At 72.7% G+C, this 23162-nt stretch carries 25 protein-coding genes; 8 read left to right on the top strand and 17 right to left on the bottom strand.

The genetic code is table 11. The annotated features are described in order from the left end of the window. Positions 1-20: 20 nt before the first annotated feature. Positions 21-1316, bottom strand: a complete 1296-nt coding sequence (locus OG207_RS37825; protein WP_329105265.1) for an MFS transporter — start codon at positions 1314-1316, stop codon at positions 21-23. Then, positions 1313-1801, bottom strand: a complete 489-nt coding sequence (locus tag OG207_RS37820; protein WP_329105263.1) for a MarR family winged helix-turn-helix transcriptional regulator — start codon at positions 1799-1801, stop codon at positions 1313-1315. Before OG207_RS37820 ends, OG207_RS37825 begins: the two co-directional genes overlap by 4 nt. Positions 1802-1837: 36 nt before the next feature. Here OG207_RS37820 and OG207_RS37815 point away from each other — a divergent pair, with 36 nt between their 5' ends. Then, positions 1838-2053, top strand: a complete 216-nt coding sequence (locus tag OG207_RS37815; RefSeq protein ID WP_329105262.1) for a hypothetical protein — start codon at positions 1838-1840, stop codon at positions 2051-2053. 186 nt (positions 2054-2239) lie between these two features. Here the strand turns inward: OG207_RS37815 and OG207_RS37810 are convergent, their stop codons facing one another. Continuing rightward, positions 2240-3184 carry a spherulation-specific family 4 protein gene (locus tag OG207_RS37810; protein WP_329105259.1) on the bottom strand — a complete coding sequence of 315 codons (945 nt, stop codon included), beginning with the start codon at positions 3182-3184 and terminating at the stop codon, positions 2240-2242. A gap of 167 nt (positions 3185-3351) precedes the next feature. Beyond that, on the bottom strand, positions 3352-4050 hold the full coding sequence (locus OG207_RS37805; RefSeq protein WP_329105256.1) for a TetR/AcrR family transcriptional regulator: 699 nt from the start codon (positions 4048-4050) through the stop codon (positions 3352-3354). 156 nt (positions 4051-4206) lie between these two features. Between OG207_RS37805 and OG207_RS37800 the strand changes: the two genes are divergently transcribed. Continuing rightward, positions 4207-4665: a nitroreductase/quinone reductase family protein gene (locus tag OG207_RS37800; RefSeq protein WP_329105254.1), complete on the top strand. Its 459-nt coding sequence runs from the start codon at positions 4207-4209 to the stop codon at positions 4663-4665. Between the two features lie 85 nt (positions 4666-4750). Here OG207_RS37800 and OG207_RS37795 read toward each other — a convergent pair whose 3' ends face one another. Beyond that, entirely contained in the window at positions 4751-5179 is a 429-nt protein-coding gene (locus OG207_RS37795; RefSeq protein ID WP_329105252.1) for a hypothetical protein, read from the bottom strand. A 77-nt stretch (positions 5180-5256) separates the two neighbouring features. Next, the gene (locus tag OG207_RS37790) at positions 5257-6462 is read right to left on the bottom strand and encodes a geranylgeranyl reductase family protein (RefSeq protein ID WP_329108168.1); all 1206 of its coding nucleotides are present in this window, start codon (positions 6460-6462) and stop codon (positions 5257-5259) included. Positions 6463-6844: 382 nt separating this feature from the next. Here OG207_RS37790 and OG207_RS37785 point away from each other — a divergent pair, with 382 nt between their 5' ends. Continuing rightward, positions 6845-8209 carry a dipeptidase gene (locus tag OG207_RS37785; protein ID WP_329105251.1) on the top strand — a complete coding sequence of 455 codons (1365 nt, stop codon included), beginning with the start codon at positions 6845-6847 and terminating at the stop codon, positions 8207-8209. Between the two features lie 169 nt (positions 8210-8378). Further along, positions 8379-9080 carry an MBL fold metallo-hydrolase gene (locus OG207_RS37780; RefSeq protein WP_329105249.1) on the top strand — a complete coding sequence of 234 codons (702 nt, stop codon included), beginning with the start codon at positions 8379-8381 and terminating at the stop codon, positions 9078-9080. 47 nt (positions 9081-9127) lie between these two features. On the opposite strand, the gene OG207_RS37775 is transcribed toward OG207_RS37780, so the two are convergent. Then, positions 9128-10285 carry an FAD-dependent monooxygenase gene (locus OG207_RS37775; RefSeq protein ID WP_329105247.1) on the bottom strand — a complete coding sequence of 386 codons (1158 nt, stop codon included), beginning with the start codon at positions 10283-10285 and terminating at the stop codon, positions 9128-9130. 91 nt (positions 10286-10376) lie between these two features. Here OG207_RS37775 and OG207_RS37770 point away from each other — a divergent pair, with 91 nt between their 5' ends. Next, positions 10377-11012, top strand: a complete 636-nt coding sequence (locus OG207_RS37770; protein ID WP_329105244.1) for a TetR/AcrR family transcriptional regulator — start codon at positions 10377-10379, stop codon at positions 11010-11012. Here the strand turns inward: OG207_RS37770 and OG207_RS37765 are convergent. After that, positions 10982-12019 carry an NUDIX hydrolase gene (locus OG207_RS37765; RefSeq protein ID WP_329105242.1) on the bottom strand — a complete coding sequence of 346 codons (1038 nt, stop codon included), beginning with the start codon at positions 12017-12019 and terminating at the stop codon, positions 10982-10984. The two genes, OG207_RS37770 and OG207_RS37765, sit on opposite strands and share 31 nt — an antisense overlap. A 189-nt stretch (positions 12020-12208) precedes the next feature. On the opposite strand from OG207_RS37765, the gene OG207_RS37760 reads away from it, so the two are divergent. Next, positions 12209-13195: a LacI family DNA-binding transcriptional regulator gene (locus tag OG207_RS37760; protein WP_329108166.1), complete on the top strand. Its 987-nt coding sequence runs from the start codon at positions 12209-12211 to the stop codon at positions 13193-13195. A 36-nt stretch (positions 13196-13231) separates the two neighbouring features. Here the strand turns inward: OG207_RS37760 and OG207_RS37755 are convergent, their stop codons facing one another. Further along, positions 13232-13423 (bottom strand): hypothetical protein, encoded by a 192-nt coding sequence (locus OG207_RS37755; protein WP_202202865.1) that lies wholly within the window; start codon positions 13421-13423, stop codon positions 13232-13234. A 197-nt stretch (positions 13424-13620) separates the two neighbouring features. Here OG207_RS37755 and OG207_RS37750 point away from each other — a divergent pair, with 197 nt between their 5' ends. Then, positions 13621-15900: a WD40 repeat domain-containing protein gene (locus OG207_RS37750; protein ID WP_329105240.1), complete on the top strand. Its 2280-nt coding sequence runs from the start codon at positions 13621-13623 to the stop codon at positions 15898-15900. 33 nt (positions 15901-15933) lie between these two features. On the opposite strand, the gene OG207_RS37745 is transcribed toward OG207_RS37750, so the two are convergent. The 6 genes from OG207_RS37745 to OG207_RS37720 form a co-directional block, all read right to left on the bottom strand. Next, on the bottom strand, positions 15934-17232 hold the full coding sequence (locus OG207_RS37745; RefSeq protein ID WP_329105238.1) for a DUF6986 family protein: 1299 nt from the start codon (positions 17230-17232) through the stop codon (positions 15934-15936). 75 nt (positions 17233-17307) lie between these two features. Further along, entirely contained in the window at positions 17308-17703 is a 396-nt protein-coding gene (locus OG207_RS37740) for a hypothetical protein (protein WP_329105236.1), read from the bottom strand. Positions 17704-17782: 79 nt separating this feature from the next. Beyond that, entirely contained in the window at positions 17783-18745 is a 963-nt protein-coding gene (locus OG207_RS37735; protein ID WP_329105234.1) for an electron transfer flavoprotein subunit alpha/FixB family protein, read from the bottom strand. 58 nt (positions 18746-18803) lie between these two features. Further along, positions 18804-19589 (bottom strand): electron transfer flavoprotein subunit beta/FixA family protein, encoded by a 786-nt coding sequence (locus OG207_RS37730; protein ID WP_030012969.1) that lies wholly within the window; start codon positions 19587-19589, stop codon positions 18804-18806. Positions 19590-19789: 200 nt separating this feature from the next. Beyond that, a complete protein-coding gene (locus OG207_RS37725) occupies positions 19790-20365 on the bottom strand; it encodes a flavin reductase family protein (protein WP_329105231.1) in 576 nt (191 codons plus the stop codon). Between the two features lie 279 nt (positions 20366-20644). Next, positions 20645-20974, bottom strand: coding sequence for a thioredoxin family protein (locus OG207_RS37720; protein ID WP_329105228.1), 330 nt, complete (start codon positions 20972-20974; stop codon positions 20645-20647). Positions 20975-21210: 236 nt separating this feature from the next. Here OG207_RS37720 and OG207_RS37715 point away from each other — a divergent pair, with 236 nt between their 5' ends. Further along, positions 21211-21933, top strand: coding sequence for a lysophospholipid acyltransferase family protein (locus OG207_RS37715; protein WP_030013039.1), 723 nt, complete (start codon positions 21211-21213; stop codon positions 21931-21933). 41 nt (positions 21934-21974) lie between these two features. Here OG207_RS37715 and OG207_RS37710 read toward each other — a convergent pair whose 3' ends face one another. Together OG207_RS37710 and OG207_RS37705 are read right to left on the bottom strand one after the other, a co-directional pair. Further along, on the bottom strand, positions 21975-22355 hold the full coding sequence (locus tag OG207_RS37710) for a hypothetical protein (protein ID WP_329105226.1): 381 nt from the start codon (positions 22353-22355) through the stop codon (positions 21975-21977). A 206-nt stretch (positions 22356-22561) separates the two neighbouring features. Continuing rightward, on the bottom strand, positions 22562-23119 hold the full coding sequence (locus OG207_RS37705) for a CGNR zinc finger domain-containing protein (RefSeq protein ID WP_329105224.1): 558 nt from the start codon (positions 23117-23119) through the stop codon (positions 22562-22564). Positions 23120-23162: the final 43 nt, after the last annotated feature.

Raw genomic sequence — 23162 nt, 5'->3', positions numbered from 1 at the left:
TCGTCAGGGCTGGCGGACCATCAGGAGCCCTGACCGGCGGCCGCCTGCACGGCGGCGACATCGGGGGCGGTCGCCTTCGCGGCGGCGGGGGGCGTGCGGTAGGCACGAAGGGGTGCGTTGACCGCGGCCACGGCGGCGACCACCAGGACGGCGGACAGTCCGCCGAGGGCCAGGGAGAAGGGGGCGGAGGTGGCGGACGCCAACAGGCCACCACGGAAGTTGCCGAGTTCGGGGCCGGCGACACCGATGACGTGTTCCATCGAGGAGACCCGCCCCCGGTACGCGTCCGGGGTCTCGCATTGGACCAGGGCACCGCGGGTGACGACGGAGACGGTGTCGGCGGCGCCCGCCACGGCCAGGCAGCCGAGCGCCAGCCACAACGGCCCCGCCAGACCGAAACAGGCCAGCGCCAGGCCCCAGACACCGGCTGCGCACAACTGTACGAGGCCGCCGCGACGCCAGCGCGTCACCGTGCCGGAGAGCAGACCGGCCGTGATCCCCCCGACCGCGACGGCGGAGAGGAACAGGCCGAGGGTCCGCGGGTCTCCTCCGAACCGGATCTCGTTGACCAACGGGAAGAGCGCAATGGGCATGGCGAGCAGCGTTGCGGACAGATCGGTGGCCATCGAGCCCCACAACGTCGGGCGACGCAGGACGAACCGCCAACCGCCGCGCTCCGGCCGGCGTCTGCCGCCTGCCGCAACGGTACCTTCGGGCCGCACGGCGGGCAGGCGGATCACCGCGAGCATCGAAACGGCCGTGGCCATCGCCTGGACTGCGTAGGCGGCAGGGAAACCCCAGCGGGCGATGAGCAGTCCGGCCATCGCGGGCCCGGCCAGCATCGCTGCCTGGAAGGAGACGTTGGTCAGCGCAAGACCGGCCGCGACCTGGTCGCCCGGCAACAGCCGGACCGGGAAGGTGCGCCGGGCAGGAGCGCCGAGAGCACTGCAACTCGTCCCCACGGCGACCAGGGCGAGCAACAGGAGCACGCTGCGGTTGTCCGCCAGGGCCTGGGTACAGAGCCCGGCGGCGGCCAGCACCTGGCCCGCGGTGGTGGCCCGCACCACCGCACGGCGGTCAACGGCATCGGCCAACGTGCCGCCGATCAGCCCGAACAACACCATCGGAAGGCCGGTGGCGAGCCCGATGGCGCCGGTGCCCACGGGGCTACCGGTGAGGTCCCAGACCTGGGCCAGCACCGCCACGTTGGCTATCTGTCCGCCGAGTTGAGAAGCCGAGGTACCGATCCACAGGTCTCGGAATGCCCGACTGCCGTGCAGCGGGCGGGTGTCGAGCAACCGGATGCGCACCCTCATCGCGGTGGCTCGACGAGGTGGTGGAGGATCCGCTGCCGCATCGACCTGCGTTCCAGCGCCCGACGCACCTCCTCGACGACGGCGGTCATCGCGTACGGGACCTCGCCGTCCAGCTCGGCCACCGTCGCGTGGGTGGCGCGCCACTCCGCCTCCAGGAACGGCACCAGAGACCTGCCGCGCTCGGTCAGGTCGATGCGCCGGGTGCGGGCGTCGGGCCCCGGCTCGGAGGTGACCAGATCCTCCTTGCGCATGGCGGCGACGGTCTGGCTGATCGCGGAGTGGGAGCGGTCCAGGGACTTCGCAAGCTCGCGAATGGTCAGGGGTCCCGTGTGAGCGAGCCGGATGAGCGGATAGGCGAACCGGGGCCGCACCCCCTCGATGCCGCGTTCGACGTAGACCTGCTCGATCTCAGCATCCATGGCCGCAAGGAGCGCGTGCAGGGCGCGCCAGGGATCGGGTAGCGCAGTGGGATCCGTAGATGTCACAGCGCTAATATAACAGTGCTGCAATAATCTGCACTCGTGATCGATCGTTCCTGGTTTCCTGGTCTCGGCGAGTTCGACGGCGGGGCCGCCAGCCGTCGGCGTCGCCCCACCCGGGGTCGCTCTGGCCGCAGCGCCGGGCAACGACAGGGTGTTCAGGGCGGGGCGGATCCGGCGAAGACGTTGAAGGAGGAGTTCCACGACCTTGCCGATCTCGACGCGGCACTTGAGGCGTGGGGGGACCGTCTGGGCTAGGTGCAGTACGATCCGCGCCGCACGGCCGGGGCGCTCAGCCTGTGCGATGAAGGCTGCGGGCTGCTGGTCTAGCTGGTCTGGCTGGTCGTCACCGGATCGGAGCGCGGCCGGATGTGGCGTGATCGGCGCGGCGACGGCGAGGACCTTTACGCGCGGAATGTCGCACGGCCCCACCGCCCAGCACCCTCAACCGAGGGTGGCCGCGTACGTGGTCTGGGTGCGGTACTTCCATGTCGGGCCCGCGTTCCAGGGATTGGGCATGACCGTGCTGGTCGCGTACGCGTAGCCCGCGCCGCGGGCGAAGGCCGTGCGCAGGGTGGCGCGCATCGCCCCGTGGTCGGGGACGTCGTGGACCAGGTGCCAGAACGCCGTCCCGCTCGGGTCGAGTTCGGCGCCGGAACGGTAGCCGGAGAGGTGGTCGAAGACGTTGCCGCCGAGCCAGCCGGCGCCGTTGTACGCGGCGTACGTGTCCTCGAACGTGACGAAGACGTCCGCGGTGCGGTGGCCCGGCTCCAGGTAGCAGTCGGCTATGGCGGTGCCGGGATTGTTGACGACGAGGTCGGGGGTGGCCGGGTCGGCGGCGTCCATCGTGTCCTGGACGTAGCGGCGCAGCTCGGCGTAGTAGTCGCGGGTGGCGTTGGCGGGGCCGCAGTCGCGGCTGACGACGTCGAAGAAGATGCCGTCGACGTGGAGGCGGCCGTCGGGGGTCTTGAGGTAGTTGTCGACGGAGGCCTTGGTCGCGACGATGTCGCGGTTGCCGTGGTCGGTGTGGACGTAGCCGAGCACCCGGGTCTTCTCGCCGGTGGAGGTGGTGCGGGTGCGCAGCGCGTCGGCGCGGGCCCGCCAGGGGCCGTCGAACGGGGAGTCGCCGTTCCCCGGGTTCAGTACGACCACCGAGGGGGCCGGAGCGGTGGCGGTGAGATCGGTCAGCATGGGGTCGTTCGCCCAGACGTACGCGGGGACGCCGATCTCCAGGCCCCGCACGCCCGGAGTCCGGGGGGCGGGGGGCGGGTCGGGCGCGGGGGCGGCCGGCCGGGGCACGTCACGTGCCGCGGCGATGATGGCGGGCGCCGACGCGGCCAACAAGGCAGTGACCAGAGCGGCGTACAAGGCCTTCACGGCGCGGGGCATGAACGTTTCCTCCGGCGGCGAAGGGGGCGACCCGAGGAACATTAGACGGGCGGTCCCTCACCCAAGGCCGAACCACACCCATTCGCACGAGGAACACGAGTGCGAGCCATCCCCTGATCATGTGAACCCCATCGGTCTCCACAACGGTCCGCGCCTGCGCCCTCCCGTCACACGGCCGGCAGTCCGACCCCGTGTGCCAGCTGGTCGGCGGCGTGCGCGAAGAAGGCGGCGCGGTCCTCGACGACCCGGTTGAACTGGCCGAACAGTTCGAAGGACACCAGCCCGACCAAATGGGCCCAGGCGGCGACCAGAGCGGCCGTGACCGCCGGGGGCAGCCCCTGCGCGAAGTCGGCGGTCATCCGGTCGGCCTCGGCGCGCAGGGCGGGCGGCAGCGGCGGGAGGGCGAGGCCGGGGCCCTCGTACGCGGCGCGGAGGATGCCGATGAAGACGTTGGCTACGCGGGAGGCCGGGCCCACGGTGTCGACGGGGGCGCTGTAGCCGGGGACCGGGGAACCGTAGATGAGGGCGTACTCGTGCGGGTGCTCCAGCGCCCATGAGCGGACGGCCTCGCAGACCGTGATCCAGCGGGCGCGGGGCGGGGCCCCGGTGGCGCGGGCGCGGGCGTCAGCCACCTCGGCGGCCGCGCCGACGCTGTCGTACGCGTCGATGATGAGGGCGGTGAGCAGTTCGTCCCGACTGGGGAAGTATCGGTAGAGGGCGGAGGAGACCATGCCCAGTTCGCGGGCGACGGCGCGCAGGGAGAGCTTGGCGGCGCCCTCAGCCGCGAGCATGCGGCGCGCCTCGTCCTTGATGGCGGCGGTGACCTCGATGCGGGCCCGCTCCCTGGCCCCTCGCACGGTGTTCATGCCGGTCAGTCTGCCACGCGAACGGAGCACCGCCCAGGAAACAGATTGTCGCTCCATTTTCAGAGCACTGCTCTTGTTTTGGTGCGGCGATCCGTGCACACTGCTCTCAAGCGAGAGCAGTGCTCTCTCAATGAGGAAAGCGGCCCGGAGGTCACGATGAACGCGCCCACCCCGTACTACGTCCAGGCCACTCGGTTCGAGACCCGTTTCAACTCGCTCTTCGGCAAGCTGGCCCGCTTCGGCATCAGCCTGGCCGGCACCGCCGAGCTGTCGGTGCGCGGCCGCAAGTCCGGCGAGATGCAGCGGATCCCCGTCAACCCGCACACCTACGAGGGCGCCCAGTACCTGGTCTCGGCCCGCGGCCACTCCCAGTGGGTCCGCAACATGCGGGTGGCGGGCGGCGGCGAGCTGCGCGTGGGGCGCAAGGTGCGCACGTTCACCGTCACCGAGATCACCGACCCGGTGCAGAAGGCCGACATCATGCGCGCCTACCTGGAGAAGTGGGGCTGGGAGGTCAACCGCTTCTTCCAGGGCGTCACCGCCAAGTCCCCCGACGCCGAACTGCAGGCGGCCGCCGGTGACCACCCGGTCTTCCGGATCACGGTATCCGGCTGACCCGCGCCCGGCGGCTCGCGCCCGGCGGCCGCTGAGGAAGGCGGCCGGCCGGACGGCGACCGCCCCGCCCGTACCGGCCTGTCGCTCAGTCGAACGGCCGGCGCAGCCGCTCCACCAACCGCTCCCACAGGTGGTGCCGCCACAGCCAGAGCGGCAGCTCCCGGTGCGGTACGAAGGACCACAGGTCGTCGTCGGCCTCGTTGCCCCGCGGGCAGTCGCGCAGCAGTTCCAGACAGCGCCGGTCCACGGTGCGGTGGAGCCGAGCGACGTACGCCAGGGCGATGACCCCCTGCTGGCGGACCTCCCGGTCCGCCGACTCCAGCGCCCTCGCGACCAAGCGGAGCACGACCTCGGGGTCGGCGTGGTGGAGGGCGAGCCCGATCACCGCCGCCCCGACGTTCGGCTCGCCGCGCCGGAACGCCGCGAGGACGACCTCCGGCCGGTCCACCCCGAGGAGGTTCGAACCGCCCCGCCAGTCGGGACCGCCGTCCGTGCCCCCGCCGTCCCCGCGCACCCCCCCTGGGCCGTCTCTTCCGGATCTTGCCTCGCCCGCGGCGTCCGGCAAGATCCGGAAGAGACGGCCGACAGGACCTAGCCCCGGCCGCCGCCGCTGCGGGCCGCTGCCGCCTGCCGGGCGTCCATCATGTGCAGCGCCTTGCGGGCCAACGGGTACGTACGCACCAGCTCGGCCAACGTCATCGAGCCCCGCGTGATCCGGGCGAACGCCCGCCACGCCGGACCGAAGCCGGTGATCGCCGCGTGCAGCATCCGCGGCCGCACCTCGAAGAGGTTCAGCATCCGCTTGCCGACCCCCATCTCCACACCCAGCCCGGCCTTCACCGCGAAGGCGTAGTTGAGGGCCTGGCGGCGGGCGTCCACGGCGTCCTGCGCCTCGGAGATCTTCACAGCCCACTCCCCTGCCAGCCGCCCGGAGCGCAGCGCGAAGGAGATGCCCTCCCGGGTCCACGGCTCCAGGAGTCCGGCCGCGTCACCCGCCACCAGCACCCGGCCGCGCGAGAGCGGCGAATCGGGCTTGCGGCAGCGGGTCAGGTGCCCGGAGGAGACGGCCGGTTCGAAGCCGGCGAGTCCGAGCCGGGCGATGAAGTCGTCCAGGTAGCGCTTGGTCGCGGCGCCCTCGCCCTTGGCCGAGATGACGCCGACGGTCAGGGTGTCGCCCTTGGGGAAGACCCAGCCGTAACTGCCGGGCAGCGGGCCCCAGTCGATCAGCACCCGCCCCTTCCAGTCCTCGGCGACCGTCTCGGGGACGGGGATCTCCGCCTCCAGGCCCAGGTCCACCTGGTCCATCTCCACCCCGACGTGCGCACCGATCCGGCTCGCGCTGCCGTCCGCGCCGACCACCGCGCGGGCCAGCACGGTCTCGCCGTCGGCGAGGACCACGGCGACGGTGCGTCGGTCGGGAACGGCCGCCCCGTGCTGTTCGACGCGGGCCACGGCCGTACCCGTCCGGACGGTGGCACCCGCCTTCTCCGCCTCGGCGACCAGGCCGGCGTCGAACTCGGGGCGGTTGATGAGCCCGAACAGCATGTGCTTCGAGCGCCGGGTGCGGGTCAGCTTCCCGTCCATCGAGAAGGTGACCGCGTGGATGCGGTCCTTGAGGGGCAGCACGAAGCCCGGGGGCAGGGCGTCGCGCGAGGGGCCGATGATGCCCCCGCCGCACGTCTTGTAGCGGGGCAGCTCGGCCTTCTCCAGCAGCAGGACGCGCCGCCCGGCCGTCGCCGCCGCGTACGCGGCCGAGGACCCGGCAGGTCCCGCCCCCACCACGACCACGTCCCACACCTCGCCGGTCTCCCCGACCGCCTCGTCGCCCGCCCGCTGGGCGTCCCGCCCCGTGCCCTCGCCTGCGTCTGCGCCCGCGTCCACGCCTGCGCCTGCGTCTGCGCCCGCGTCCACGCCTGCGTCTGCGCCCGCGTCCACGCTTTCGCCTGCGCCCGCGTCCATGCCTGCGTCTGCGTCGCGTACGTCGTCGTCGCTGCTCACGATGTGTTGCTGCTCCTGATCACCCGGTTGCTCCGATGCCGGGGAAATCCTACGGCGAGAGACCGCCCCGTCTCGCTGTGCGAGGATCAAGACTGCCTTTCGCCGTACCCGGCATACGCACACCCCGCGGATGCGGGCGGCGTACACGGAGAACAACGTCGCACCCAAAAGGAGCGTGCCCATGTCCCAGAATCCGATCGCCGAGACCATCGCCTCGCTGATGCCCCGCGCCAAGCAGGAGCTGACCGAGCTGGTGGCCTTCCAGTCGGTGGCGGACTGGGCGCAGTTCCCCAAGAGCGAGAGCGATGCCGCCGCGAACTGGGTGGCCGACGCGCTGCGCGTCGAGGGCTTCCAGGACGTGGCGCTGCTCGACACCCCCGACGGCACCCAGTCGGTCTACGGCTTCCTGCCCGGCCCCGAGGGCGCGCCGACCGTTCTGCTCTACGCGCACTACGACGTCCAGCCGCCGCTCGATGACGCGGCCTGGACCTCCCCCGCCTTCGAGCTGACCGAGCGCGACGGCCGCTGGTACGGGCGCGGCTCGGCCGACTGCAAGGGCGGGTTCATCATGCACCTGCTGGCGCTGCGCGCGCTGAAGGCCAACGGCGGCGTACCGGTGGGCGTGAAGGTGATCGTCGAGGGCTCGGAGGAGCAGGGCACCGGCGGCCTCCAGCAGTACGCCGAGGCGCACCCGGAGCTGCTGGCCGCCGACACCATCCTCATCGGTGACGCGGGCAACTTCCGCCTCGGCCTGCCGACGGTGACGGCCACCCTGCGCGGCATGTGTCTGGTCAAGGTGAAGATCGACACGCTGGGCGGCAACCTGCACTCGGGCATGTTCGGCGGCGCCGCCCCCGACGCGCTGGCCGCGCTGATCCGCGTACTCGACTCGCTGCGCACGGCGGACGGTTCGACGACCGTGGACGGGCTGGCTTCGGACGAGGTGTGGGACGGCCTGCAGTACCCGGAGGCGGACTTCCGCGCCGACGCGAAGGTGCTGGACGGGGTCGAGCTCATCGGCGGGGGCACGATCGCGGACCGGCTGTGGGCCCGCCCGGCCGTCACGGTGCTCGGCATCGACTGCCCGCCGGTGGTCGGCGCGACGCCGTCGGTGCACGCGAGCGCCGGCGCTCTGATCAGCCTGCGGGTGCCGCCGGGTGTGGACACCGCCGCGGCCGTCAAGCTGCTGCAGGCGCACCTGGCGGCACACACCCCGTGGAAGGCGCGCCTCGAACTCGAGGTCGTCGGACAGGGCCAGCCGTTCCGGGCGGACACCGACAGTCCGGCGTACGCGTCGATGCGCGCGGCCCTGGAAGCCGCCTATCCCGGCCAGGAGATGCAGATCAGCGGCATGGGCGGGTCGATCCCGCTGTGCAACACGCTGACGTCCCTGTACCCGGAGGCGGAGATGCTGCTGATCGGGCTGAGCGAACCGGAAGCGCAGATCCACGCGGTCAACGAGAGCGTGTCGCCCGAGGAGCTGGAGCGCCTGTCGGTGGCGGAGGCCCTCTTCCTCGTCAACTATGCGGAGTCCAAGCGCGCCTGACCCCTCGAGGTGTCTTGTCGATCGAGCCCGGCCCGATCGACAAGACACCCCGTGCGGGCGGTACCGGCCGACCGCCTCGTGTACGCCCAGGGCGCAGTGCGCCCTGGGCGTACTGCGCTCCCGGTGAACTCGGCCGCACACGGCGGGCGGACGGTCGTACGTTCGGCGTATGGATCTTGTCGAAGTACTGCCGAACCGGCTCCACATGCTCCGCTTCCCCATCGGCCAGGCCTACCTCTGGCAGGACGGTGAAGCCCTCACCCTGATCGACGCGGGCCATGCCGGATCCGCCGACCTGATCGAGCAGGCGATCCGTTCTCTCGGGCTGGCGCCCGAGCGGCTGGAGCGGATCGTCCTCACGCACTGCCATGGCGACCACGTCGGGGCGGCGGGCGAGCTCGCCGCCCGCTGGAGCGCGCGGGTGCTGGCGCACCGCCTGGACGCGCCGGTGATCCGGGGCGAGCGGCCGGTGCCCGAACCGGTGCTGCTGGACTGGGAGATACCGCTGTACGCGCACGCTCTGACCGTCCCCGAGGCACCGCCCACCCGGGTCGACCACGAGGTGGAGGACGGGGAGGCGCTGGGCTTCGGGGACGGGGCGTACGTCGTCCACGCCCCCGGTCACACGGACGGCAGCATCGGGATCCACCTCCCGCACCACGGCGTGCTGTTCACGGGCGACTGCGTCGCCGCCGTCGGCCCGTTGATGTTGGGCGTCTTCAACGTGGACCGCGCCCGGGCGATCACCACCTTCCGGCGTCTGGCCGCGCTCGCCCCGTCGATCGCCTGCTTCGGCCATGGTGATCCCCTGACGGAGAACACGGCGGAGGCCCTCGCCAAGACGGCGCACGAGGCGGCGGCGACCGGCTGAGGTCCGGCTCCGGGGGCCGTCCGCGCGCTCCCGGCGGGCCCTCGGGGTCAGCCCAGTGCCGGTGGTTCCCAGGCGTGGTGCCGGAGGATCATGCGCACGGAGGTGCGGGAGGGGGTCAGCCGCATCGCGGTGTTGCGCAGTGCGACCGCCAGCGGGTGGGCCAGCTGCTGGCCCATCCGTCCGGCTTGTCGTGCGGCCTTGGCGACCGCCTGGCTGCGCGGTCGGCGTTCGGCGTCGTAGCGGACCAGCGCCGCCTCGACGGTGGGTTCGGTGGTGAGCGCGGCGGCCAGGGTGACTGCGTCCTCCAGTGCCTGGCAGGCGCCCTGCCCGAGGTTCGGGGTCATCGCGTGCGCCGCGTCACCGACGAGCGCGATCCGGCCGATCGCGTACGACGGGAGCGGCGTGCGGAGTTCGCTGACGTCGTGGTGCAGTACGGCCTCGGGCCGGGTCGCGTCGAGCAGTGCAGGGATCGGGTCGTGCCAGTCGTGGAACCGCCGGCGCAGTTCGGCCAGCGGGTCGGCGAACCGCGTTCCTCGGGGGAGGCCGAGCACCGCGTGCCACTCGGCCCGGCCGTCGGGGAAGGCGATGTGCCCGAACTCGGCGCCGTGCCCCCAGGTCAGCTCGAAGTCGGTGCGCAGTGCGAGCGGCCCCGCGGTAATGGCGCGCAGTACCGCCGAGCCGCTGTGGACCGGTCCCGGGTGGGCCGGAAAGAGTCGGCCGCGGATCGCGCTGCCGACGCTGTCGGCCGCCACCACGAGGTCGGCGTCCAGGGCCGTGCCGCCCCGGACGACCCGGACGGTCCCGAGGTCGATCTGCGACACGGGGCCCGCCTCGGCGCCGGTGAGGAGCGTCCCGGTGGGCAGGGCCGCGCGCAGCAGCCGGTGCAGGGTGGCGCGGGGGATGCCCATGATCGGAGTACCCACGGCCCGTTCCAGCTCCGCGCCGTCCATCCGGGCCAGCCAACTGCCTCCGGGCGTGCGGGTGCCACCGGTGTACTGGCCTCGCGAGGCTTCCCGCACCGCCTCGCCGACGCCGAGTTCGTCCAGGGCCCGTAGACCGTTGGCGGCCAGCGAGATGCCCGCGCCCGCGTCGTCCAGCACGCTGGCGCGCTCGACGACCGTCACCTCCCAGCCGATGCGGCGCAGACCGATCGCGGCGGCCAGCCCGCCGATGCCCCCTCCGACGACCACTGCCGTACGGCCCATGTCGAACCTACCCCTTCTACACCTGTAGAAGATCGGCTCTACCCGAGCCACCACGGGGTTACTACAGGTGTAGAAAGAGACCATGGGAACCATGGCTACCGATCGGCGCACCCTCCTTGCGGACGCAGCTCTCGACGTACTCGCCGACGAGGGCATGCGCGGCCTGACCCACCGCGCGGTCGACCGCCGGGCGGCCGTACCACCCGGCACCACGTCGGCGTACTACCGCACCCGGGCCGCCCTGCTCACGGCATTGGTGACCCGGCTCGTCCATCTCGATCAGGTGGAGCTGCAGGCGACGGCCGAGCAGCTCCCGCTCCTGCGCACCGCCGGGGAACTGGTGGACGGCATGGTGGTGCTCACCCGCCGCCGGCTCACCGGGGAGGGGCGCCGCCGCTCGCTCGCCCGGTACGCCTGCACCGTGGAGAGCGTGCGGGACCCGGAGCTGCGCGAGATCCTCGTACCGCGCGAGAACGCCGGCCGCGGAGCCGTCCGGCGGTTCCTCACCGGCCACGGCCTGCGCGCGGCGGACCTCGAGAACCGCACCCACACCCTGCTGACCTGCATCGACGGGCTGGTCTTCGACCGGCTGGTCAATGGTGGCGACGTGCCGCGCGAGGCCCTCGAAGGCCTCGTCGCCGCCGCCCTGCGTCCGACAGGACAGCCGGACCAGCCGGATCAGCCGGATCAGCCGGATCAGCCGGTGGGAACGCCCGCCTCCAGGTAGAGGGGCCGGCCGCGTTCGCGGGCGCGCAGGGCCCAGCGCAGGCGTTCGTAGCGGTGCTCCGGGAGCATGCCGGCGGCCTCGGCCTCCGTGACGAAGCGCCAGGCCCGCAGTTCCGGGCCGGGCAGTCGGAGCCGGGCCGTCGCCTCGTCCGAGAGGCGGCCGCCGTCGAAGAGCAGGCGCAGCCCGCCGTAGCCGGGCGGCTGGGGCGACTCCCAGTCGACCACCAGCAGCCCGGGCGTCCGTTCCAGTACGACGCCCAGTTCCTCCGCGACCTCCCGTACGCCCGCGCCCGCGGGCGCCTCGCCCGCTTCGACGACTCCGCCCGGGAACTCCCAGCCCGCCTTGTACGTCGGATCCACCAGCAACACCCGGTCCCGCTCGTCGAAGAGCAGCACCCCGGCCGCCACCGTCTCCCGGGTGGGCTCCGGGGTCTGCACGATGTCGCAGACCTTCGCCGTCTCCGAACGGACGGCCTCCGCGATGCGGTCCGCCGTCTCCCGCGGAGTCAGCGTCCCGTTGTCGATGACGTGCGCGTCGCCGGCCAGCCAGTCGAGGGCCTGCTGGTAGACCGGGATGTGGTCGTACGCCCACTGCCGGAACCTGAGGTCGACCTCCGCGGGCTCCCCGGGTTCCTGCCGTGCCGCGATCCGCTCCCGAAGGATCGTTTCCTCAGGAGCCAGCAGCACGTGCCGCACCGGAATCCTCCGGGCCGCCAGCCCGCCGAAGATCTCATCCCGGTACTCCTGGCGCAGCAGCGTCATCGGTACGACGAGCACCCCGCCCACTTCGGCGAGCACCGCCGCGGCCGTGTCCACCACCAACCGCCGCCAGCTCGGGAGGTCCTGGTAGTCGGTGACCTCGGCCAGCCGTTTGGGCGGCAGCAGCACGCGCAGCGCGTCGCCGATGAACTCCGGGTCGAACAGGGTGCTGTCCGGCAGGATTCCGGTCAGTTCGCGGGCCGTGCTGGTCTTTCCGGCGCTGAACGTGCCGTTGATCCAGACAATCACGTCTACCCCTCTCCCCATGGCTCGTCCGGAGCCCCCAGTGGCTTGCCCGCCCCAGCCTGCCACGAAAACCTCACGATCGGCCCAGTGCTTATCCTCAAGGTCACAGCCCCGTCCGTGAGCCCCGGAGGATTCGCCACCGTGCCCGACAACCGCCGCCCGTCCGAGCCCCGCTACGGCACCCGGCCGACCATGAAGGACGTGGCGTCCCAGGCGGGCGTCGGCTTGAAGACGGTGTCGCGCGTGGTCAACGGCGAGCCGGGGGTGACCCCCGAGACCGAGCGACGGGTCCAGCAGGCCATCGAGGCCCTCGGCTTCCGCCGCAACGACAGTGCCCGCGTGCTGCGCAAGGGCCGCACCGCCACCGTGGGCCTGGTACTGGAGGACCTCGCCGATCCCTTCTACGGCCCGCTGAACCGGGCGGTGGAGGAGGTGGCCCGCGCACACGGGGCGCTGCTCATCAACGGCTCCAGCGCCGAGGACCCGGACCGGGAGCGGGAGTTGGCGCTCGCGCTGTGCGCCCGCCGGGTGGACGGGCTGATCGTGATCCCGGCCGGGGACGACCACCGCTATCTGGAGCCGGAGATGCGGGCCGGTGTGTCCACGGTGTTCGTGGACCGCCCGGCCGGGCGGATCGACGCGGACGTGGTGCTTTCGGACAGCTTCGGCGGCGCCCGTAGCGGGGTGGCCCACCTGATCGCGGGCGGCCACCGTCGGATCGGCTTCATCGGCGACCAGCCCCGTATCCACACGGTGGTTGAGCGCCTGCGCGGCTACCGTGCGGCGATGACGGAGGCGGGCCTGCCGGTGGCGCGGTCCTGGGTCTCGCTCGGGTCCACCGCCCCGGAACGCGTCGCGGCGGCCGCCGCGGCGATGCTCACGGGCCCGGACCCGGTGACCGCCGTCTTCGCCGGCAACAACCGGGTGACGGTGACCGTGGTACGGGTCCTCGCGGCGCACGACCGGCCGGTGGCGCTGGTCGGCTTCGACGACTTCGAGCTGGCCGATCTGCTCCGTCCGGGCGTGACGGTGGTCGCCCAGGATCCGGCGGCCCTGGGCCGGGTGGCCACGGACCGGCTCTTCCAACGCCTCGCGGGCGCGGACCTGACCCCGTGCCGCATCGAACTCTCGACCCGGCTGATCGCCCGGGGCTCGGGCGAACTCCCGCCGACCGGCTGACCGGCTGACCGGCCGACCGGCCGACCGGCCGACCGATCACCGGATCAGCCCGCGCGCGACGGGCAGGGCGCTACCGGCTGCCGTCAGCCCGGCGAGCACGGACAGCGCGGGCGGGATCCCGCCGAGGTGGGTGAGTACGCCCGCCGCACCTCCGACGAGGAGGCAGACGAGGAGCACGACGGTGGTGTGCAGGGTCAGGAACGGTTCGTCGTCGCGGGGAGATGTCATGGCCCGATTCCACCGCCGCCCGGGTCGCCGGACGGCACGGGCGGAACGCATTCCGTCGGTTCCCGATCGCCCCGGAACCACGCCGATCACCCGTGAACCGCCCCGTACGGCGTGGAACGATGACTGAACAGCAGCTCCTTTCCGGGGTGTTCGGCAATGTTCCGCGCCGTCGTGTGCCTTCCCCCTAATGTGACCGCATGGAGCCGGGTACCACCTACGAGCAAGACCTCTACGAGCTCGCCGCCGAGTTGAGGCTGCTGCGGATCGAACGGGGCAACCGCTCCTACCGCGAGCTGGAGGCCCGCGCGCGACGCTCCGGCAGCGGGATCCGGCTGCCGGTGGCCACCCAGAGCGACGCCTTCAGCGGCAAGCGGCTGCTGGGCCTCGACACGCTGATGGGTCTGCTGCGGGTCCTGTACGCCTACGACGAGTTCGGCCAGGAAGTACCGGTTCCCGGGCACGATCTCCCTGAACTGGCCGCCTGGCGAACCCGCTGGCGCGTCCTGGCCGCCGCCAGGTCCGCGGCGCCCGCCCGGGCCGGGTCGCGATCGTCGCGTCCTGCCGCCCCCGCGCCACTGGCACCGCCCGCCCCCGGGCCCGACCCGACGGGGGCCGTCCTCCCATCACGTCACCCGGCGGCCGCTCCGGGCGCCTTCCACCTCGTACGGCGGTTGTCCGGTGCCGCGCCCTCCACCTCGGTCCTGGCCTTTTCGGCCGACGGCCGGCTGCTGGTCACCGCGAGCGACCGGAGCATCGAGGTCTGGGACTCGCTGGACGGCCACCGTCTCGGCGAGCTGGAGGTCCACGGAACGGCCGTCACCGCGCTGGCGCTGTCCCCCGACGGCCGGACCCTCGCGACCGGCAGCTACACCGGCACCGCACGGTTGTGGGACCTCACCACTGCGAAGGCGCTGGAACCGCCCCTGCTCGGGCACGTGGGTCCCATCCACTCGATGTCCTTCGCACCCGACGGCCAGACCCTGCTGACGGCCGATCACCGGGGTCCGCGCCGCTGGCACACGCAGTCCCGCGAGCCGGTCGGTTCGGACCTGCCGGTGAAGGGGATCAGCGCCGTCGTGCACAGCGCCGACGACCGGCTGCTCGCCCTGGTCGTCCGGGCGGACCGGATCCGGCTGTGGCACATGCCGACGCCCCACTGGATCGACCTGGAGCTGCGCCCCGACACCGTCGGCGCGACCCTCTTCACCCCGGACGGAAGGTTGCTCGCCGCCGGGTGCGAGGACGGGACCGTGCGGCTCTGGGAGACGCTGGCCGGAGCCCCGGTAGGGCCGCTCCTGGACTGTGACGGCGACCCCGTCCGGAGCCTCGCCTTCTCCCCCGACGCCCGGATCCTGGCCGCCATCGGTCACACGGGAACGGTGCGGCTCTGGGAGACGGAGACCGGACAGCCGTTGGGGTCGATGCGGAGCGGGCCCGGCACGAAGCCGTGCGCCGTCGCCGTCTCCCCCGGCTGCTTCCGGCTGGGCGTGGCCGTCGAGGGCGCCGGCCCGTCACTCCACGCGGGCCCCCGTCCCCCCACCGCCCTCGGGGACCGCGTACTCGCCCGTGCGCTCGCCGTCGGGCACGCCGTACCGCTGCCGGTCCTGCAGACGGACAACGGCGTCACCCTGGGCGGCCTCGCCTTCTCTCCCGACGGGCGCCGGATCGCCGCGCTCACGAAGGACCGTCGGGTACTCGTGTGGGATCCGGCGCTGGGCGAGCGGCTGCCCGCAGAGACCGTTGACGTGGTGTCCGGCGGAGAGGCGATCTCCTTCACCGGCCCGGGCGGACGCCCCCGGGCGTGGCCCCTGATCGACGACGGGACGGCGCCACGCGCCCTGACCCCTCTGGACAAGTGGATGGCGGTCGCCCCGGACGGGGTGCTCTGCGCCGCGACGGACCGGGGCGGCACGCCGTTCCTGTGGAACCGTGTGAGCCGGACGTACGAGGCGACCCCGCGGACCGGGATCTCCACCGTTCGACTGGTCTGCTTCTCCCTCGACGGACACCTGCTCGCCCTGGCCGGGGAGAACCGGGTCGAGGTGTGGGACATCGCCTCCCGTCGCCCGCGCCCGGTCCGGCCGAGCGGCGACCGGGCGGACGTGACGGCGCTCTCCTTCGCCCCGGGCGGCCGCCTCGCGTCCGGACACGCGGACGGCGCCGTACGCCTCGTCGAGTACGAGGGCACACAGCACGGTGCGACGCTGCTCGGCCACCCCCGGACGGTCCACGACCTGGCGTTCTCGCCCGACGGCCGGCTGCTCGCCGTCGCGGGCGACCACAGCCTCGAACTGTGGGCGCCCGACTCCGGCACCTCCCTGGGTGCCCCGCTGCGCGGGCACCCGGCCGCCCTGCGCGGGGTGGCCTTCTCCCCCGACGGCAGCCTGCTCGCCGCCTCGGGTTCCGACGGCACCGTCCGTCTGTGGCTGCCGCCCTCCCCTGGGCCGTACGACGCGGCGGCGGCTCGGCCCCGGTGACGCGGGGCCGGGCCGCTCAGGCCGTCGGCGGGATCAACTGGTGGCCGTCAGGGTGGCCGAGCGGCGCGGGATGGCGAAGGCGTCCAGTTCCGCGCGGGTCAGGCCGGTGAGGGCGGTGACCTCTTCGGTGCCCACCGCGCCGCAGTCGAGCCCGCGGACCAGGTATCCGGCCAGGGCCTTGGCGGTGGCCGGCTCGTCCATCACGTCGCCCTCGATCTTGGCGACGTACGCCTTCAGGCGCGCGGCGGCGGCCTCCAGGCCCTCGCGGTAGAAGGTGAAGACGGCCGCGTAGCGGGTCGGCAGATGCGCCGGGTGCATGTCCCAGCCCTGGTAGTAGGCGCGGGCCAGGGCGCGGCGGGTCAGGCCGTAGTGCAGCTTCCAGGCCTCGTGGACGTGCTCGGTGGTGCCGATCGGCAGGACGTTGGTCGAGCCGTCGGAAACGCGTACCCCGGTGCCGGCGGCCGCGACCTGCATGATCGCCTTCGCGTGGTCGGCGGCGGGGTGGTCGCTCGACTGGTAGGCGGCCGAGACGCCGACGCAGGCGCTGTAGTCGAAAGTGCCGTAGTGCAGGCCCGTGGCGCGGCCCTGGGAGGCCTCGATCATCCGGGCAACCGTGGCGGTGCCGTCGGAGGCGACGATGGACTGGCTGGTCTCGATCTGGATCTCGAAGCCGATCCGGCCCGGGCGCAGGCCCCGGGTGGTCTCGAAGGCCTCCAGCAGCTTGACGAAGGCGCTGACCTGCTCGGCGTAGGTGACCTTCGGGAGGGTCAGGACCAGGCCCTCGGGGATACCGCCGTGCTCCAGCAGGCCGGAGAGGAAGATGTCCGTGGTGCGGATGCCGCGGTCGCGGACGTTGGACTCCATGCACTTCATGCGGATGCCCATGTACGGCGCGTTGGTGCCGTTGGAGAAGGCCTCCGAGACGAGGCGGGCGGCGCGGGCCGCGGCCTGGTCCTCCTCCTCGTCGGAGCGGACCCCGAAGCCGTCCTCGAAGTCGATGCGGAGGTCCTCGACGGGCTCGCTGAGCAGCTTGGCGCGGACGCGGTCGTAGACGGGTACGGCCAGCTCGTCGGAGATGCCGAGCACCTTGGCGAAGGTGGCGGCGTCCGGGGCGTGCTCGTCGAGGACGGCGAGGGCCTGGTCGCCCCAGGAGCGGATGGTGTCCGCGGCGAACACGTCACCGGGTACGTAGACCGTGTGGATGGGCTGCCGGGTGCCGGGGTCGCCCGGGTAGTGGCGCGCGAGTTCCGCGTCCACCGGCGCGAGGGAGGCGCTGATGCCCTCGCTGACCGCGCCTGCGAGGCTCGTCGCCACCTTCTCCTGCTGACCCATCGTGCACTCTCCTCTTTTCCACTTCACGGAAGCTTAGATCCGCATAGCAGAATTTAGTCACGGGGTTCCGCTCCGTCAATGGTCCCCCTGCCGCCCTGGGCGAACGACCCGGGGCCACGCGGTGACACACAGCACCGCGTTGAACAGCCCGACCTCGGTGCCGAGCCAGGCCACCCAAGGGTCCCGCCGGACCACCGCGCCCACCAGCTCCTGGACGAGGTAGGACAGGACCAGCAGCACGACCCCCGACAGGAGCAGGACCAGCACCCCCACCCACCACGGGGCCGGCGGCCAGAACAGCAGCAGCACCCCGATGGAGCCACCGGCCGTCAGCGCCGTCGCCAGCCCGTGGTTGTCCTCGTCGACCAGGTCGGAGGCACCCATCAGGACGAGCAGCACCACCAGGCAGGCGAGTGCCATACGACGGGGGCCGCATACGACGAGGGCCTCCCGGTCCGGTGGGGACGTCACCGTCCACACCGGCCCCGGAAGGCCCTCGCTCGTTCGTGCAACCGGTACGCGTCGCTTCCTCGTCCCGGGGGCGGGGCGACTAGCCCTTGCGCGCCTTGATCTCGTCGGTCAGCTGCGGAACGACGGCGAAGAGGTCGCCGACGACGCCGTAGTCGACGAGGTCGAAGATCGGGGCCTCGGCGTCCTTGTTGATGGCCACGATGGTCTTCGAGGTCTGCATGCCGGCCCGGTGCTGGATCGCGCCCGAGATGCCGGAGGCGATGTACAGCTGCGGGGAGACCGACTTGCCGGTCTGGCCGACCTGGTTGGAGTGCGGGTACCAGCCGGCGTCCACGGCGGCGCGCGAGGCGCCGACGGCCGCACCGAGGGAGTCCGCGAGGTCCTCGATGATGTGGAAGTTCTCGGCACCGTTGACGCCACGGCCGCCGGAGACGACGATCGCGGCCTCGGTCAGCTCGGGGCGGCCGGTCGACTCGCGCGGGGTGCGACCGGTGACCTTGGTGCCGGTGGCCAGGGCGCCGAAGGTGACGGCGAGCGCCTCGACGGCGCCGGCGGCCGGAGCGGCCTCGACCGGGGCCGAGTTCGGCTTCACGGTGATGACCGGAGTGCCCTTGGAGACGCGGGACTTGGTGGTGAACGACGCGGCGAAGGCGGACTGCGTCGCGACCGGACCCTCGTCACCCGCCTCCAGGTCGATGGCGTCGGTGATGATGCCCGAGCCGATGCGCACGGCGAGGCGGGCGGCGATCTCCTTGCCCTCGGCGGAGGACGGGACGAGCACGGCGGCCGGGGACACGGCGTCGTACGCGGCCTGGAGCGCGTCCACCTTCGGCACCACGAGGTACTCGGTGAACTCGGGGGCGTCGGCGGTGAGGACCTTGACCGCGCCGTGCTCGGCGAGCACCGCGGCGGTGGCGTCGGCACCGGCGCCCAGCGCGACGGCGACGGGCTCGCCGATGCGGCGGGCCAGCGTCAGCAGCTCGAGGGTGGGCTTGCGGACGGCGCCGTCCACGTGGTCGACGTAGACGAGAACTTCAGCCATGGGACTGCTCTCCTGCGATTGCGAAGTGTCTGGGGGCTAAGAGGGGTGGCCGAGGTTCTTAGATGAACTTCTGGCCGGCCAGGAACTCGGCCAGCTGCTTGCCGCCCTCGCCCTCGTCCTTGACGATCGTGCCGGCGGTACGGGCCGGGCGCTGCGCCGCGGAGTCGACCGCGGTCCAGGAGCCTTCGAGGCCGACCTCGTCGGACTCCAGGTCCAGGTCGGACAGGTCCCAGGACTCGACCGGCTTCTTCTTGGCGGCCATGATGCCCTTGAAGGACGGGTAGCGGGCCTCGCCCGACTGGTCCGTCACCGAGACGAGCGCGGGGAGGGATGCCTCCAGCTGCTCGCTCGCCGTGTCGCCGTCGCGGCGGCCGGTCACGGTGCCGTCCTCGACCTTGACCTCGGAGAGCAGGGTGACCTGCGGGACGCCCAGGCGCTCGGCCAGGATCGCCGGCAGCACGCCCATGGTGCCGTCGGTCGACGCCATGCCGGTGATGACCAGGTCGTAGCCGGCCTTCTCGATCGCCTTGGCGAGCACCAGCGAGGTGCCCATGACGTCGCTGCCGTGCAGGTCGTCGTCCTCGACGTGGATGGCCTTGTCGGCGCCCATCGAGAGCGCCTTGCGCAGCGCGTCCTTGGCGTCCTCGGGGCCCACCGTCAGAACGGTGATCTCGGCATCGTCGGCCTCGTCGGCGATCTGCAGCGCCTGCTCGACGGCGTACTCGTCGAGCTCCGACAGCAGGCCGTCGACGTCGTCACGGTTGACGGTCAAGTCCTCGGTGAACTGCCGGTCGCCCGTGGCGTCGGGCACGTACTTCACACAGACAACGATCCTCAGGCTCACGCCGGCTCTCCTACCGCATCGTCTTTTCTGGTACCGCCTTATGCAGGCAGCATAGGCGCCTTGTCGGGCGGATCCCGGTCGGGGCGGCCCGCGCTCCGAAGGGAATGTTACTCGTCAGTACACCGTGGGTCCCGCCAAGTCGCAAGGCTGGCGAACTGTGATCTGCCCAACGCCGCCCAACCCTGCCGAGCAGGGACGATTCAGTCGCGCAATGCGTTGAAGCGCCCCTGGTGGTACAGCAGGGGACGGCCTTCCCCGGCCGGATCTCCGACGACCGCCTCAGCGATGATCACACGATGTTCACCGGCGGGCACACGCGCGACCACCCGGCAGACCAGCCACGCCAGTACGCCGTCCAGCACCGGCACCCCGTGCGGGCCGCCGGCCCAGCCGGTCGGCGGGCCGAAGCGGTCGGCTCCGCTGCGGGCGAACAGGCCCGCCAGCTCCCGCTGGTGCTCGCCCAGTATGTGGACGCCCAGGTACTCGCTGTCGCGCACCGCGGGCCAGCTGGAGGCCCCGGTGGAGATCGTGAAGGACAGCAGCGGCGGATCGGCGGAGACGGAGTTGAGGGAGGTGGCGGTGAACCCCACCGGGCGCCCGCCGTCCTGGGCGGTGATCACCGCGACCCCCGCGGCGTGCTGCCGGAAGACCGAACGCAACAGGTCGGGCGAGCCGGTGCGGGCCGCGTCGGTGGCCGTTGCGGCGCCGGAACGGAGGGAGAGGGGGGAACGGGGGGACGGAGCCGTGGGGACCGTCGGGACCGTCGGAGCAGTCATCAGGGGTCTGCCTTCTGCCGCGGGACGCGCGGGCACTGTCGGGAATCGGGGGCCGGGCTGTTCAGTGGCCCCGACAGCGCGCGCTCGCGTGGCGGACGAGGTCCACATGGACCCGTCCGTAGAGCAGGAGTTCATACCGCATGCCGCCAGCGTGGCGATCTCCCGTGGACGCAGTCAAGCGAGATCGGGCAGATGTCAGGCGCGTCACGCTGCGTGCGGGCGCGCGCACCGGCGCCCCCGGCCCCGCCACATCGGGCCGCCCGGCGGCCGGGCCGCGCGTCATACGGCGGCCCCGAGGGCGGCGATCACGTCCACCTTGCGCGGCATTCCGGCCGCCCGCCGCACGATCCGGCCGGCCCGGTCCAGGACCAGCACGGTCGGGGTCTTCTCGATCCCGAGGGCCCGCACCAGTTCGAGCCGCTCCTCCGCGTCGATCTCGATGTGCGCCACCCCGTCCACCATCGCCGCGACCTCGGCGAGGATCCGCCGCGTGGCCCGGCAGGGCTGGCAGAAGGCGCTGGAGAACTGCACCAGGCTGGCCCGCTCCCCCGGTTCCGAGCCCAACTCGGCCGCGCCCAGCCGGGTCCCCCCGTCTTCCTGCCCGAGCACCCGCGCTCCCCTCACCGCATTTCGTCCGCGTACATCATCCTCGTACGCTCGTCCGTGGATCGGAGCACCCCACGGACCCGCGACATTCCCGGCGTGATGAGAATCTCCCCGGGTAGGAGCTTCTGGACTGGCCAGCGGGCCGCGTATGGGGCACGATCCCCATGGTCGCGTACCTACGCTTCCGTAACTTCCGGCCGGGAGCACCTCCCCAGGCAGAAAGCGGGGTCTCCCCCACCATGGCTGAGCTCGTCTACCCTCCGGTGATCGGCGCCGCGCACGGTCTCTTCCGCGCGCTGGACATCCGTATCGACATGAAGGGCACCGAGAACATCCCCCGCAAGGGCGGTGCGGTCCTGGTGTCGAACCACATCGGATACCTCGACTTCATCTTCGCCGGCCTGACGGCGCGGCCGCAGAAGCGACTGGTCCGTTTCATGGCCAAGGAGTCGGTGTTCCGGCACAAGGTGTCCGGTCCGCTGATGCGCGCGATGAAGCACATCCCCGTCGACCGCAAGCAGGGCGAGGCCGCCTACCAGCACGCCCTGGACTCGCTGCGGGCCGGCGAGATCATCGGCGTCTTCCCCGAGGCGACGATCTCCCAGTCCTTCACGCTCAAGAGCTTCAAGTCGGGTGCCGCGCGCATGGCGCAGGAGGCCGGGGTCCCGCTGATCCCGGTGGCGCTGTGGGGCACCCAGCGGCTGTGGACCAAGGGCCGTCCGAAGAACCTCAAGCGCAGCCACATCCCGGTGACGATGCGCGTGGGCGAGCCCGTGGAGGCCCCGGCGGACCAGTACGCCGGCGCCATCACCCGTCGGCTGCGCGAGCGCGTCCAGGAGCTGCTGGACGCCGCGCAGCGCGCCTACCCGGAGAAGCCCAAGGGCGCCGACGACTCGTGGTGGCTCCCGGCCCACCTGGGCGGAACCGCGCCGACGGCGGCCGAGGTCCGCGACGCCGGCTGATCGCCTCCGCCCGTGGCGCGGGCCTCCCGGCCCGCAGGCCCTCAGGGCCGGGCACCGCTGGGCGGCCCACAGGGAGCGGCGAAATACTGCCACTGCGGCTCCCCGTCCGGGACGCGCACCCCGACGTCCCCCGTGCCGTAGGGGTCCCATCCTTCGTGGGGGTCCGCTTCCGGAACGGTGTTGCCGGGCGGTTCGCACGGGGCGGCGAAGCACTGCCACTGCTGCCCGCCGCCCGGGACGTGCACCCCGCCGTCGGTGGCGTCCGCCACGACTCCGTGCGGCGCCGTCGGGGTGGTGGCGAAAGCGGACGTGGGTACGAGCACGCCTCCCGCGGCGATGGCCGTCGAGGCCACCAGCAGGGCGAGACGTCGGGGTCGGGGTTGAGAGCGGGGTCGGGGTCGAGGTCGAATGGGGTGGGTCATGGCCGTTCTCCTCGTGAAGGAAGTCGGAATGATCCCCTCCAGTAGGCCGCGCCCGGCGGCTCCCGTCATGCCCCTGGATCTCGTGACTTGACGGATCGAAGGGCCCCCGGTTCGACCCGCCCGCCGGTGTGCGCGAGCGCACCGCCGTAGCCGCCGGGGGCGCCCTTGCCCAGCCCGGCCCGGAGCGGGCGGGTCGCACCGGGGGCTCAGTCCTGCGCCTCCAGCCTCCGGCGGCGGTGGGCCGCGACCCTCGCCCGCGTGGCGCAGGTGCCGGAGCAGTAGCGGCGCGTGCTCCCCGGTCCGGTGGCGAGGAAGAACCGCCCGCAGCCCGCCGCGGCACAGGCGCCCCAGGCGATCCGCCCGTGCTCCGTCAGCAGCTGGGCCAGCGCGAGGGCGCCCGAGGCGAGGAACCAATCGCCCCAGCCGGCCTCGTCGCCCCGGTCGACGTGCAGGTGCCAGGGGTAGCCGTCGTGCCGGGTCAGGCGGGGGCGGGTGCCGTACTCCACGAGCAGCGCGTTGAGGGCCTCGGCGGCGCGGTCCTCGTCGACCTCCCCGAGCACCTTCCCCATCCGCCGGGCCGCGGCGCGCAGTTCGGCCGCGCTCGCCTCGGGGAACGCCTCCTGCGTGAGGTCGGCGGGCCGCTCCCCGTGCCCGGCCAGTAGCTCCGCGAGGGCGGCGCGCGGCAGTTCGGGGGTCGCCCGGACCGCTTCGGCGAGGTCTATCAGCCTCCGGGCCGCCGAGAAGCCGCCCCGCGAGTCACCCATCCGCACGTCCTTTCGCCATGCACGCGCATGACGTAACGTCTTG

This window comes from Streptomyces sp. NBC_01439 (assembly GCF_036227605.1).
In the GTDB taxonomy this organism is placed as follows: Bacteria; Actinomycetota; Actinomycetes; order Streptomycetales; family Streptomycetaceae; genus Streptomyces.
Note: the sequence above shows the minus strand (reverse complement) of the source record. Positions and strands in the feature narration are given on the sequence as shown.